The organism is Thermomonas sp., assembly GCF_041919455.1.
Classification (GTDB): domain Bacteria; phylum Pseudomonadota; class Gammaproteobacteria; order Xanthomonadales; family Xanthomonadaceae; genus Thermomonas.
Genome location: NZ_JAYRTQ010000007.1, coordinates 81,512 through 92,225, shown reverse-complemented (window position 1 = coordinate 92,225; position 10,714 = coordinate 81,512). Strand labels below are relative to the sequence as shown.

The 10,714-nt window shown below is 68.7% G+C and carries 16 protein-coding genes; 11 read left to right on the top strand and 5 right to left on the bottom strand.

The genetic code is table 11. The annotated features are described in order from the left end of the window. Nucleotides 1-21: 21 nt before the first annotated feature. Nucleotides 22-1,131 (top strand): GGDEF domain-containing protein, encoded by a 1,110-nt coding sequence (locus ACE3T8_RS06680; RefSeq protein ID WP_374607858.1) that lies wholly within the window; start codon nucleotides 22-24, stop codon nucleotides 1,129-1,131. Between the two features lie 28 nt (nucleotides 1,132-1,159). Here the strand turns inward: ACE3T8_RS06680 and ACE3T8_RS06675 are convergent, their stop codons facing one another. Further along, nucleotides 1,160-2,008: a DNA ligase gene (locus ACE3T8_RS06675; RefSeq protein WP_374607857.1), complete on the bottom strand. Its 849-nt coding sequence runs from the start codon at nucleotides 2,006-2,008 to the stop codon at nucleotides 1,160-1,162. A 98-nt stretch (nucleotides 2,009-2,106) separates the two neighbouring features. Continuing rightward, nucleotides 2,107-2,484: a YciI family protein gene (locus ACE3T8_RS06670; RefSeq protein ID WP_374607856.1), complete on the bottom strand. Its 378-nt coding sequence runs from the start codon at nucleotides 2,482-2,484 to the stop codon at nucleotides 2,107-2,109. Between the two features lie 202 nt (nucleotides 2,485-2,686). Between ACE3T8_RS06670 and ACE3T8_RS06665 the strand changes: the two genes are divergently transcribed. Genes ACE3T8_RS06665 through ACE3T8_RS06645 form a run of 5 tightly spaced genes read left to right on the top strand, consistent with a single transcriptional unit; the run spans nucleotide 2,687 to nucleotide 5,732 of the window. Continuing rightward, nucleotides 2,687-3,106, top strand: coding sequence for a YciI family protein (locus ACE3T8_RS06665; RefSeq protein WP_374607855.1), 420 nt, complete (start codon nucleotides 2,687-2,689; stop codon nucleotides 3,104-3,106). Between the two features lie 24 nt (nucleotides 3,107-3,130). After that, nucleotides 3,131-3,538, top strand: coding sequence for a VOC family protein (locus ACE3T8_RS06660; protein ID WP_374607853.1), 408 nt, complete (start codon nucleotides 3,131-3,133; stop codon nucleotides 3,536-3,538). 29 nt (nucleotides 3,539-3,567) lie between these two features. Continuing rightward, nucleotides 3,568-3,975: a VOC family protein gene (locus ACE3T8_RS06655; RefSeq protein WP_374607852.1), complete on the top strand. Its 408-nt coding sequence runs from the start codon at nucleotides 3,568-3,570 to the stop codon at nucleotides 3,973-3,975. Nucleotides 3,976-4,033: 58 nt separating this feature from the next. Continuing rightward, a complete protein-coding gene (locus tag ACE3T8_RS06650) occupies nucleotides 4,034-4,420 on the top strand; it encodes a VOC family protein (RefSeq protein WP_374607851.1) in 387 nt (128 codons plus the stop codon). 43 nt (nucleotides 4,421-4,463) lie between these two features. Then, nucleotides 4,464-5,732, top strand: a complete 1,269-nt coding sequence (locus ACE3T8_RS06645; protein WP_374607849.1) for an RNA polymerase sigma factor — start codon at nucleotides 4,464-4,466, stop codon at nucleotides 5,730-5,732. 49 nt (nucleotides 5,733-5,781) lie between these two features. On the opposite strand, the gene ACE3T8_RS06640 is transcribed toward ACE3T8_RS06645, so the two are convergent. The 3 genes from ACE3T8_RS06640 to ACE3T8_RS06630 all read right to left on the bottom strand — a co-directional run bounded on the left by ACE3T8_RS06640 (nucleotide 5,782) and on the right by ACE3T8_RS06630 (nucleotide 7,074). Next, nucleotides 5,782-6,342 (bottom strand): DUF3016 domain-containing protein, encoded by a 561-nt coding sequence (locus tag ACE3T8_RS06640; RefSeq protein WP_374607847.1) that lies wholly within the window; start codon nucleotides 6,340-6,342, stop codon nucleotides 5,782-5,784. Between the two features lie 71 nt (nucleotides 6,343-6,413). After that, complete coding sequence (locus ACE3T8_RS06635; protein ID WP_374607846.1) at nucleotides 6,414-6,731, bottom strand: DUF3297 family protein; 318 nt, start codon at nucleotides 6,729-6,731, stop codon at nucleotides 6,414-6,416. Between the two features lie 16 nt (nucleotides 6,732-6,747). Then, on the bottom strand, nucleotides 6,748-7,074 hold the full coding sequence (locus tag ACE3T8_RS06630) for a hypothetical protein (protein WP_374607844.1): 327 nt from the start codon (nucleotides 7,072-7,074) through the stop codon (nucleotides 6,748-6,750). Between the two features lie 146 nt (nucleotides 7,075-7,220). On the opposite strand from ACE3T8_RS06630, the gene ACE3T8_RS06625 reads away from it, so the two are divergent. From ACE3T8_RS06625 to ACE3T8_RS06605, 5 genes are read left to right on the top strand one after another with little or no spacing between them, the layout of a single operon-like run. Further along, nucleotides 7,221-7,802: an RNA polymerase sigma factor gene (locus ACE3T8_RS06625; RefSeq protein WP_374607843.1), complete on the top strand. Its 582-nt coding sequence runs from the start codon at nucleotides 7,221-7,223 to the stop codon at nucleotides 7,800-7,802. After that, nucleotides 7,799-8,224, top strand: a complete 426-nt coding sequence (locus ACE3T8_RS06620; protein WP_374607842.1) for a hypothetical protein — start codon at nucleotides 7,799-7,801, stop codon at nucleotides 8,222-8,224. Before ACE3T8_RS06625 ends, ACE3T8_RS06620 begins: the two co-directional genes overlap by 4 nt. A gap of 30 nt (nucleotides 8,225-8,254) precedes the next feature. Continuing rightward, complete coding sequence (locus ACE3T8_RS06615) at nucleotides 8,255-9,319, top strand: class I SAM-dependent methyltransferase (protein WP_374607840.1); 1,065 nt, start codon at nucleotides 8,255-8,257, stop codon at nucleotides 9,317-9,319. Then, the gene (locus tag ACE3T8_RS06610; protein ID WP_374607838.1) at nucleotides 9,316-10,026 is read left to right on the top strand and encodes a pseudouridine synthase; all 711 of its coding nucleotides are present in this window, start codon (nucleotides 9,316-9,318) and stop codon (nucleotides 10,024-10,026) included. The genes ACE3T8_RS06615 and ACE3T8_RS06610 overlap by 4 nt, the downstream gene beginning before the upstream one ends. Then, entirely contained in the window at nucleotides 10,023-10,712 is a 690-nt protein-coding gene (locus ACE3T8_RS06605; RefSeq protein ID WP_374607837.1) for an HAD family hydrolase, read from the top strand. Before ACE3T8_RS06610 ends, ACE3T8_RS06605 begins: the two co-directional genes overlap by 4 nt. The last annotated feature ends 2 nt before the right edge of the window (nucleotides 10,713-10,714 follow it).

Sequence of the window (10,714 nt, the reverse complement as noted above, 5' to 3'; positions counted from 1 at the left end):
AGACTGCCCGCAGGGGGTGGCATGCCACAGCCGGCGATCGACAACCTGCGCAGCGACGCACCCGGCCTGCCCTGGGCCGAACAGGATGCGCGCGACCGCCGTGCACGCCTGACCGAACTGCTGGCGCGGGTCTCGCGCGAGGCCGCCGAGGGCGAGAACCTGGAAGCGGTGCTGCGGCGGATCGTGGACTGCCTGGTCGAGCGCATGCCGGTGGCGATCGCCAGCATCGTCCTGCTCAACGAAGCCTGCACCCACTTCGTCCACGAGGTCTGGGCCGGCGAACTGACCCTCAACGTGCTGCAGCCCGCCGACGACTGGCCGGTGAGCAAGGGCGCGGCGGGGCGCTGCGCGCGCAGCGGCGTGGCCCAGCTGATTACGAACGTCGACCTCGACCCGGATTACCTGGCCGGCAACAGTGAAGTGCGTTCCGAATACCTGGTGCCGATCCGCCATCGCGGCCGCCTGCACGGCGTGCTCAATATCGAGAGCACGCAGTCGGATTTCTTCACCGCGGAAGCCTGCGAGGTGTTCGACGCGATCGCCGCGCAGGTCGCCGGGACCATCCACCTGGCGCGGGTGGTGCGCGAACTGGAACTGGCCAATCGCAAGCTGCAGGCCTTGTCGATGCAGGACGGCCTGACCGGCATCGCCAACCGCCGCCAGTTCGATGTCGCCTTGCAACAGCTGTGGGCGCGGCTGGTCAAGGGCAGCGTGCCGCTGGCCCTGCTGATGGTGGATGCCGACTGGTTCAAGGCACTCAACGACACCGCCGGCCACCTGCATGGCGACGAGTGCCTGCGCGCGCTCGCCCGCCTGTGCGCGGCGCAGCTGCGCGACGAGGACGACCTGGTCGCACGCTTCGGGGGCGAGGAATTCGTGCTGCTGCTGCCGGGTCGCGACCTGGAGGCGGCGGTGGCCGTGGGCGAGGCCCTGCGCAAGGCCGTGGCCCGTGAGCGGCTGGCGCATCCGGCCTCGCCGATCGCGCCCCATGTGACCGTCAGCATCGGCGCCGCGTCGACCTGGCCCTCCGAGGGCGGCGAACCGGATGGCCTGCTGCTGGCCGCGGACCGGGCGATGTACGCGGCCAAGGCGCGCGGCCGCAACTGCGTGGTCGCCAAGTACGTGGGTTGAATTGCCGGGATGGCATGCGTGTCGATCTTCAATCGCGGCGCACCCGCAAGTAGCGGGCGAAGCGCGGGTTGCCCTGTTCGGTGAGGCCGTCGTAGCGGAAGGTGACGGTGCTGCCGATCGCCGGCGGCGCGGCGCGGTCGGCATCGCGCAGGCCGCTGCCCAGGGCGAAGCGGCGGCCATGCGCATCCTCCACCAGCAGCGCGCCGACCATGCCTTCGTACTTGCCCTTGCCGGGCCGGTAGCCGACTACCCGGGCTTCCGCATCGCGGCCGCGCTTGTGCTTGAGGAGGGTGTCGCTGCGCCCGGCGCGGTAGTGCGCCAGTGCGTGGTGCAGCATCAGGCCTTCGCCGCCGCCGGCCATGACGGCGTCCAACTGTGCGTCGAGCAATGCCCGATTGGTGAAGTGGCGCTGGGGGATGTACTCCAGGTGGATCGAGTCGGCGGCCGCCACCACGGCTTGCAGGCGCAGGGTGCGGCGGGCGAAGTGGCTGCCGTCGCCGGGCAGGTCGAATGCCATGAAACGGACCGCTCGCCATGCGCGGTCGTCGCGTTGCAGGGCGCGGACCAGGTCGCTGATGGCCTGGAAGCGACCACGACCGAGCCATAGTTCCCCGTCCATCGGCTGCGCGGGCCAGCCGCGGGTGAAGGCCGGCGGCGCATCGATGCGGTTGCCGCTGCGCGTCCACAGCGCGCGGCCATCCCAACGGGCGCGCACCCCATCGAGTTTCTCGCTGACCAGGTAACTGGCGATGTCGATGTCGCCGGCGACGCGGCTGGCCAGCATCGGCGCGGGCGCTGCGTGCAGCTGGGCACTGGCATGCAGGGTTTGCTGCGGGGCGAGCAGCAGCACGGCGAGCAGGGCAGGGTGGAGATCCATGGCGGGTCCGGCGATCGGGAACAGCGCCAGAATCCCGCGATCAAGTTCGCATCACCGTCCGTCGCGCCCCCGCGCGCGAGTCAGGGTTTTCCGCGTCGTCAGTCGGCGCCGACCCGGTCCCGCACCGCCTGCATGTCGCGCACCGGGCGCACTTCGATGCTGCCGAACTGCGACCACGGGAACGCGTGGGCGATCTGCATCGCTGCGTCGAGGTCGACCGCTTCGATCAGGTTGAAGCCGGCGAGGAACTCGCGGGTTTCCGCGAACGGCCCATCGGTGATCCGCGCCACGCCATCGCGCACGCGCAGGGTGCGCGCGCTGCCCGGATCCTGCAGCTGCTGCGAGGCGTGCAGGCAACCGGCATCACGCAATGCATCGGCTTTTTCGAAGCAGCCAAGCATCAGCCGGTCGTAGTCCTCCGCCGGCAGTTCGGCCATGCGTTCCGGGTCGATGTAGATCAGGGTGAGGAATTGCATCGCGGGTTCCGGTGGTGGCGCGGTGGGCGGATGATGCAGGGCATGGCGGCGGGCGACAACCTGGATGCGAACGCCCGTCCGTCTGCCCGCTTCACTCGGGATGCCGGAAATTTTTTTGGACGATGTGTCGATTGCAGCCGTCACCATCCGTCGTGTTGCATGAAGGGCGGAACCTCCACCCGATCCAACCAGGGAGTGCGAGATGAAAGTGATGGTATTGGTCAAGGCCACGGCCGATTCCGAAGCCGGCGTCATGCCGACCACCGAATTGTTCGAGGCGATGGGCAAGTTCAACGAGGAACTGGTGAATGCCGGGGTGATGCTGGCCGGCGAGGGCCTGAAGCCCAGTTCCAGCGGTGCGCGGATCGCGTTCGATGGCCCGTCGCGGCGGGTGATCGACGGGCCGTTCGCGGAAACTCGGGAGCTGGTCGCCGGGTTCTGGCTGTGGCAGGTGCGCTCGATGGACGAAGCGATCGAGTGGGCCAAGCGTTGCCCCAACCCGATGCCCGGCCCGTCCGAGCTGGAAATCCGCCCGCTTTACGAAGCCGAGGACTTCGGCGCCGAATTCACCCCCGAGTTGCGCGAGCAGGAAGACCGCCTGCGCGAGCGCCTCGGCAACTGACACGACAACCGACAGGAGCACACCATGAAACTGATCCCGTACCTGATGTTCCGCGAAGGCAAGTGCCGCGAGGCCTTTGCGTTCTACGCGCAGGCGCTGGGCGGCGAGATCGTCTCGACCGCGACCTATGGCGACATGGGGCCGGAGATTCCCGAGCCGATGCGGCCGTTCATCGCCAACATCCAGTTGCTCGCCGGTGGCGCGGTGATCATGGGCGCGGACGCCATGGAGAACCCCGATGGCCAGGCGACGACCTCGGTGAATATCGAAGTCGACAGCATCGAGGACGCCGAGCGCATCTTCGCCGCCATGTCGGAAGGCGGCGAGGTGCGGATGCCGCTGGCCGAGAGCCAGTGGGCGCTGCGCTTCGGCATGTTCGATGACCGCTACGGCCAGCCGTGGATGATCAACCTCATGAAGCCTGCGCCGTAACCCGCACGCGCCCAACGAAGGACAAAACGATGCCCCGCAACCTCTACGTCAACCTTCCGGTGAAGGATCTCGAACGCACCGTCGACTTCTTCACCGCGCTCGGCTTCGCGTTCAATCCGATGTTCACCGACGAGAACGCCACCTGCATGATCGTCAACGACGGCACCAGCGTGATGCTGCTGGTCGAATCGTACTTCGCGACCTTCACGAAGAAGCCACTCGCCGATGCGCATGCGGTCACCGAAACACTGCTCGCGCTCTCGCTGGACAGCCGCGCCGAGGTCGACGACTTCATCGCGAAGGCCCTCGCCAAGGGTGCCGTCGAGTATGCGGAGCCGAAGGATCTCGGCTTCATGTACCAGCGCGGCATCGCCGACCTGGACGGACACCAGTGGGAAGTCTTCTTCATGGACGAATCGCAGTTCCCCGGCGCCTGAGCGAGGCGCATCCTATGGCGCGGCAAGCGCTGCCGCGCCATCCACAAGGAGCAATCCGATGAGTGCATCCAATCCGGTGGTCTGGTTCGAGATCTACACCGATGATCTGGCCCGCGCGCGCGTCTTCTACGAGGCCGTGCTGGACGTGACCCTGGAACCCCTGCCGTTGCCGGACGGCACGGATGGGTTCCAGATGCTGGCCTTCCCCGCGAACATGGAAAACCCTGGCGCAGGCGGCACGTTGTGCAAGATGGAAGGCGTCTCGCCCGGCATGGGCGGCACCCTGGTGTACTTCAATTGCACCGATTGCGCGGTGGAAGCCGGCCGGGTCGAAGCGGCAGGCGGCAAGCTGCACCAGGCCAAGATGTCGATCGGCGACTACGGCAACATCGCGCTGGCTTTCGACACCGAGGGCAACATGTTCGGCCTGCATTCGATGGGTTGAATGCTGCTTGCGCGTGGCGTCGGGCGATGCTGTGATCGGCGGCGTGAATGACGCCGCCATCCATCGCCGCCTCGACGCCCTGTGGCGGATGGAATCGCCGAAGCTGCTCGCCCGGCTGGCGCGCATCACCGGCAACATCGACACCGCCGAGGAACTGGCGCAGGACGTGCTGGTCGGCGCGCTGGAGCGCTGGCCGCGCGAGGGCGTGCCGGACAACCCGGCGGCGTGGCTGATGACCGCGGCCAAGCACCGCGGCATCGACCACGTGCGCCAGCGCCAGCTGCACGCACGCAAGCAAGCCGAGTTCGGCATTGAACTGGAGCTGCACGGAGCCGACATGCAGGGCGACGATGCGCAACGACGGGCGGACGACGACATCGGCGACGACCTGTTGCGCCTGTTGTTCACCAGTTGCCATCCGGTGTTGCCGATGGAGTCGCGGGTCGCGCTGACCCTGCGCATGCTCGGCGGCCTGAGCACGCCGGAGATCGCCCGCGCGTTCCTGCAGCCGGAGCCCACCGTGGCGCAGCGCATCGTGCGCGCCAAGCGCACCCTGGCCGAGAAGCAGGTGCCGTTCGAAGTGCCGCGCAAGGCGGAGTTGCCGGAACGCCTGGATGCCGTGCTGGAAGTGCTTTACCTGGTCTTCAACGAAGGCTATGCCGCGACCAGCGGCGACGACTGGATGCGGCCCGCGTTGTGCGAGGAAGCCCTGCGGCTGGGGCGGGTGTTGGTCGGCCTGCTGCCGAACGAGACCGAAGCGCTGGGCCTGCTCGCATTGATGGAATTGCAGGCCTCGCGCATGCCGGCGCGCACCCGCGGCGATGGCAGTCCGGTCCTCCTGCCGGAGCAGAACCGCGCGCGCTGGGATCGCCTGCAGATCCAGCGCGGATTGCAGGCGCTGGCGCGCGCGATCCGCCTGGGCGGTGCCGATGGTCCCTATGCCTTGCAGGCCGCCTTGGCGGCCTGCCATGCGCGCGCGCGGCGCTTCGAGGACACCGACTGGAGTGCGATCGCCGCACTCTACGCACGCCTGATGCAGGTCGCGCCATCGCCGGTGGTCGAACTCAACCGCGCGGTTGCCGTTAGCAAGGCGCAGGGGGCGCTGGCCGCCTTGGCGATCGTGGATGGCCTGGCCGGCGAACCGAAACTGCGCGGCTATGCCCCGCTGCCGGCGGTGCGCGGCGACCTGCTGCAACACCTTGGTCGCCTGGATGAGGCCCGCGTCGAATTCGAACGCGCGGCATCGCTGACCGGCAATGCCCGCGAGAGCGCCGTGCTGTTGGCGCGCGCGGCGGCCTGCGACGGCGCCTGAAACGACGAAGCCGCCTTGCGGCGGCTTCGATTGGATCGCATCGAATGGATCAGCGCGAGGCGGTGCGCCAGTCGCTGCGAAGCCAACTGTCGACCATGCGCTTCTCGTAACGCAGCGGATCGCTGTCGTTGAAGCGCGAGGCATTCATCAGGAACGCCGGGTCGGACAGCTTGCGCTCACCTTCGGCCAACACGGTGCCGTCGGCATCCAGCTCGCGGAAGCGCAGGGTCATGCGCGGTGGATACATGTCGCGGATGATGCGGGTGTCCTGCATCTGCGGGCCCAGCCACGGTTCGTACCGGCCGGCGCGCTGGATGTCGACGATGGTCAATTCCAGCCGATGACCGGTCGGCAGGGTCTCCTCGGCTTCCTTGCGCATGTAGGTGGCGAGGTTGTTCAGCCAGTTGCCTTCGGCGGCCGCCCAGCGGTTGCCGCTGTGGCGCATTTCGGTGAAGCCGGCCGGGTCTTCCCAGGCCACGCTGACCGGGCCGGCCGCAGGCAGGGCGCGCGGTGCGTCGGGGGCGAGCATGCTGGTGCTGCCGGTGGACGCGCAGGCCCCGAGCGCAAGGACCGTGGCGAGCAGCAGGGGCAGGGTGCGCAAGCGGTTCATGGCAGGACTCCGGTAGGGGACGCGGCCAGTCTGCGCCCGCCATGCCGCCACGGGCGAGGCTTCGGCGGCGTTCAGTCAGCCGGCGTTTCGTTGCCGGCGGCGTTGTCCAGGAACCAGGCCTCGACCGCGCCCTTGAACTTCATCGTCATCGGCTGCCCGAGGCGATCCAGGGAACGACCCGCGGCCATCCGCACCCAGCCTTCGCTGATGCAGTATTCCTCGACGTTGTTGCGCTCCACGCCGTTGAAGCGGATGCCGATGCCGCGCTCCAGCACCGCGGCATCGTGGAACTTGCTGCGCGGGTCGTTGGACAGGTGGTCGGGCGGGGTATCGGTGTTCGGGGTTGCGTCGGTCATGGGCATGCTGCCGGCCTCGGGGGTCGACAGCATACCCGCCAGGCGTGGATCAGCCGAGCTTGCGCGACGCCGCGAACGAACCGAGGTTGCCGATGCCGACCGCGCCGACCAGCACCGCGATCACGCCGGGGGTGATCTCGCGCCAGCCGGCGGCTTCGACGATGGCGAAGCCGATCGACAGCGCGACCAGGGTGATGCCCCAGCGCAGCGAGGACAGGCGGCGGTTGGCTTCGTCGCCCTCCAGGATGCTGCGGACCAGGTCGGGCGCGCCGTTGCTGGCGACCAGTTGCTTGCGCACGCGGGCATCGACCACCGCCTTGATCGAATAGGCGATGGCGGCGAACAGGGTGATGGGGACGAGCAATCCGGCTTCCATGGTGTTGTCTCCGTTGGATGGGCTGCGGCCGCACGGGCCGTTCGGGCAAAGAGATACGGCGGTCAGCGGACCGGTTGCACTCGCATCCCGGATGCCGGCGAAAAATTCCTTGCAACCGCCGGCCCGCCGGGCGTATCCCATGCCCCATGGATGCCGACCGCGCCCTCGTCGAAGCCGTGCTCGCGAACCGCGCGGGCGCATTCGAGCAATTGGTGCGCGAGTACCAGGGGCTGTGCTGGCACGTGGTCCAGCGCATGGTCCGGCATCCCGAGGATACTCGCGAGCTGTGCCAGGAAGCCTTCCTGCGCGTGCACCGCTACCTGCACCAGTACCGCTTCGACAGCCCGCTGAAGTCGTGGATCGGCCAGGTCGCGTATTCGGTGGCCAAGCGCCACCTGGAGCGCAAGCGGATCGCGCTGGCGGACGTGCATGTCGGCGGCGGCATGGACGAGGACGACGGCCCATCCCTGCTCGACAACCTCGGCGATGGCACCGACCTGCAGGACGCGCACGCGCAGGCCGGCGAGGAGCGCGAGCTGCACGCCGCCATCGAACAGCTGCCGCCGCTGCAACGCACGATCCTCACGCTCTACCATCTGGAAGGACTGCCGATCGGCGAGATCGCCACCATTACCGGCCTGGCCGAAGGCACCATCAAGAGCCATCTGTTCCGCAGCCGCAACAAACTGCGCGAGATCCTCGCGCCGCGCATCGGAGTCGCCGCATGAACATCCACGACCGCGAAATTCCCGTCGACGACCAGGCCTGGCAAGCGCAGGAGAACGCGCGCCGTGGCGATCCCGACGCCGATCCCACCGACCTGCGCATCGCCAGGGCGCTCCGCCTTGCGCCATCGATGGACTTGCCGCCCGATTTCGCGGCGCAGGTCGCCGTACTGGCGCGCACGCAGGCGATCTTCAGTGCGGTGCTGGAGCAACGCCTGCTGCGCGGCCTGGTACTCGTGTTCGCGCTGTCGGCCGCGGTGGTGGTGGCCTGGTTCGGCCATGGCTGGGTGGCCGAACTCGGGACTGTCCTGCCGGGTGGCCAGGACGCGGTGGCCTGGAGCGGCATCGCCGCGCTGTGCGTGCTGGGCAACTGGGGCTTCGGCCTCTTGCGCGACCGGATCGAACGCGGGGCGCACGCCGCCTGATCCTCGGCCTCGGCTCGTTACACTTGTCGCATGGCTTCCCCGCATCGCGACATCGCCCTCGACGCCCTCCTGCATCCCCTCGCCGAAGGCGCGCTGCGCTGGCCGCCGGCGGGCGACGCCCTGTTCCTGCGCGCGCGCGAAGGCGCGGCCCTGCATGCGCGCGGCGGGCTGCAGGCGCTGGCCTGCAGCCAGCCATTCAAGCCGGAAGCCGACCGATTGCAGCGCATCGGCGCAGGACTCATCGACGAAGACGCACTGCCCACGGCGCGCTATCCGCTGGTGCTGGTGCTGCCGCCGCGCCAGCGCGAGGAAGCCCGCGCGCTGCTGGCCAAGGCCTGTGCTGCGGTGGCGCCGGGCGGCATCGTGATCGCCTCGGTCGCCAACGACGAGGGCGCGAAGTCGCGCGAGGCCGACCTCAAGCAGCTCGCCGGCGGTCTCAGCGTCATCAGCAAGCACCATTGCCGGGTGTTCTGGACGCGGCCGGATGCGGTGTTCGATTCCGCAATCCTTGCGCCATGGGCGAAGGCCGATGCGCCGCGCAGGGTGATCAGCCCGAACGTGCCCGCCGGCAGCTTCCTGAGCCGGCCCGGCGTGTTCGCCTGGGATCGCGTGGATGCGGCCTCGGCGATGCTGGCCGAGGCGTTGCCGAATGACCTGGGTGGCCGCGTCGCCGATTTCGGCGCGGGCTGGGGCTATCTGTCGATGCAGGTGCTGGCGCGCTGCCCGAAGGTTGCCTCGCTGGACCTGTACGAAGCCGATGCGCGCGCCCTGGCCTTGGCCGAAGCGAATCTCGCCGATGCGCCTGTCCCGGTGACATGCCATTGGCACGACGTCGCTGCCGGCGTGGCCGAGCGCTTCGACGCCATCGTCTGCAATCCGCCGTTCCATGCGCTGGGGCGCGGCGACCGCCCCGACATCGGCCGTGCCTTTATCGCCACCGCAGCGAGTGCATTGAAGCCCGGTGGTCGGTTGTGGCTGGTCGCCAATCGGCACCTGCCTTACGAACACGCGTTGGGCGAGGGTTTCGCACAAGTCAGCACATTGGCGCAGAACGCGGGCTTCAAGATCGTGCAAGCGACGAAGGCGATGCGATGAAGCTGGTCAAGCACATCGCCAACCTGGGCTACGGCAGCCGCAAGGACGTGCAGCGGATGTTCCGCGAGGGCCGCATCACCGATGCCGCCGGCGAGGTGCTGTATGCCGACGATCCGCTCGACCACGACAACGTCCGCGTCGACGGCGAGCCGCTGGACCTGCCGCCGGGCCTGTTGCTGATGTTGCACAAGCCGATCGGCTACACCTGTTCGATGAAGGATCCGGGGCGGATCGTGTTCGACCTGTTGCCGCCGCGGTTCCGCGAGCGGAATCCGACGTTGTCGACGGTCGGCCGACTGGATCGGGACACCTCCGGCGTGCTGCTGTTCACCGACGACGGCCAGTTGCTGCACCGGATCATCGCGCCGAAATCGAAGCTGCCGAAGGTCTACCTGGCGACGCTGGCGGATGACCTGCGCGGCAATGAAGCCGCGCTGTTCGCGAGCGGCACGCTGATGCTCGACAACGAGAAGACCCCGTTGCTGCCGGCCGAGCTCGAACCGCTCGACGCGCGTCGCGCACGGCTGGTCCTGCACGAAGGCCGCTACCACCAGGTGCGGCGCATGTTCGCGGCGATCGGCCATCACGTGCAGGCACTGCATCGCGAACGCATCGGCGGACTGACCTTGGGCGATTTGCCGGAAGGGCAGTGGCGCGCACTCGATACGGACGATCGCGACCAACTGTTTGCCGGGGAGTCCGCGTGACCCCTGTCGCGATACCGCCGCTGCCGTTCCTGCCGGAGGCGGTCGTGTTCGACATGGATGGCCTGATGCTGGACAGCGAACGTGCGATCAACGACTGCATGGCGCGCGCGGCGAGCGACCTCGGCCACGATCTGCCGGCCAGCCTGTGGCTGCAGATGATCGGCGGTGGCGATGGGCTGTGCCGGCGCCTGCTGGCCGACCGCATCGGCGCCGATGCCACCGTGGAACTGCTGGCGCGCGCCGAAGCGATGTACGACGCGGTCGCCGATGCCGGCATTGACCATCGGCCGGGTATCGTCGACCTGCTCGACTGGCTGGTCGCACGCGGGATCCCGCGCGCCGTCGCGACCTCGACCCGACGCCCGCTGGCGATGCGCAAACTCGCCGCAGCTGGCCTGCTGCCGTATTTCGCCGCGGTGGCCACCAGCAGCGACGTCGCTGCGCCCAAGCCTGCGCCGGATGTGTGTCTGCTGGCGGCATCGAAGCTCGGTGTCGCCCCGGCGCGTTGCCTGGTGCTGGAGGATTCGCCGACCGGCGTGCGTGCCGCATTGGCTGCGGGGATGACCCCGGTGCAGGTGCCGGACATGCTGGTGCCGGATGATGCCGCGCGTGCGCTGGGCCATCGCATCGTGGCGTCGCTGGGCGATGCGCAGCGCCTGCTGGAAGCGCGCCTGGCCGAAGCCTGAGC

What these genes read in the sequence shown, in the direction of transcription:
- ACE3T8_RS06680 (WP_374607858.1), top strand. Translation starts at nt 22, where the DNA reads ATGCCACAGCCGGCGATCGACAACCTGCGCAGCGACGCACCCGGCCTG.
- ACE3T8_RS06675 (WP_374607857.1), bottom strand. Translation starts at nt 2,008, where the DNA reads ATGGATCTCCACCCTGCCCTGCTCGCCGTGCTGCTGCTCGCCCCGCAG.
- ACE3T8_RS06670 (WP_374607856.1), bottom strand. Translation starts at nt 2,484, where the DNA reads ATGCAATTCCTCACCCTGATCTACATCGACCCGGAACGCATGGCCGAA.
- ACE3T8_RS06665 (WP_374607855.1), top strand. Translation starts at nt 2,687, where the DNA reads ATGAAAGTGATGGTATTGGTCAAGGCCACGGCCGATTCCGAAGCCGGC.
- ACE3T8_RS06660 (WP_374607853.1), top strand. Translation starts at nt 3,131, where the DNA reads ATGAAACTGATCCCGTACCTGATGTTCCGCGAAGGCAAGTGCCGCGAG.
- ACE3T8_RS06655 (WP_374607852.1), top strand. Translation starts at nt 3,568, where the DNA reads ATGCCCCGCAACCTCTACGTCAACCTTCCGGTGAAGGATCTCGAACGC.
- ACE3T8_RS06650 (WP_374607851.1), top strand. Translation starts at nt 4,034, where the DNA reads ATGAGTGCATCCAATCCGGTGGTCTGGTTCGAGATCTACACCGATGAT.
- ACE3T8_RS06640 (WP_374607847.1), bottom strand. Translation starts at nt 6,342, where the DNA reads ATGAACCGCTTGCGCACCCTGCCCCTGCTGCTCGCCACGGTCCTTGCG.
- ACE3T8_RS06635 (WP_374607846.1), bottom strand. Translation starts at nt 6,731, where the DNA reads ATGCTGTCGACCCCCGAGGCCGGCAGCATGCCCATGACCGACGCAACC.
- ACE3T8_RS06630 (WP_374607844.1), bottom strand. Translation starts at nt 7,074, where the DNA reads ATGGAAGCCGGATTGCTCGTCCCCATCACCCTGTTCGCCGCCATCGCC.
- ACE3T8_RS06625 (WP_374607843.1), top strand. Translation starts at nt 7,221, where the DNA reads ATGGATGCCGACCGCGCCCTCGTCGAAGCCGTGCTCGCGAACCGCGCG.
- ACE3T8_RS06620 (WP_374607842.1), top strand. Translation starts at nt 7,799, where the DNA reads ATGAACATCCACGACCGCGAAATTCCCGTCGACGACCAGGCCTGGCAA.
- ACE3T8_RS06615 (WP_374607840.1), top strand. Translation starts at nt 8,255, where the DNA reads ATGGCTTCCCCGCATCGCGACATCGCCCTCGACGCCCTCCTGCATCCC.
- ACE3T8_RS06610 (WP_374607838.1), top strand. Translation starts at nt 9,316, where the DNA reads ATGAAGCTGGTCAAGCACATCGCCAACCTGGGCTACGGCAGCCGCAAG.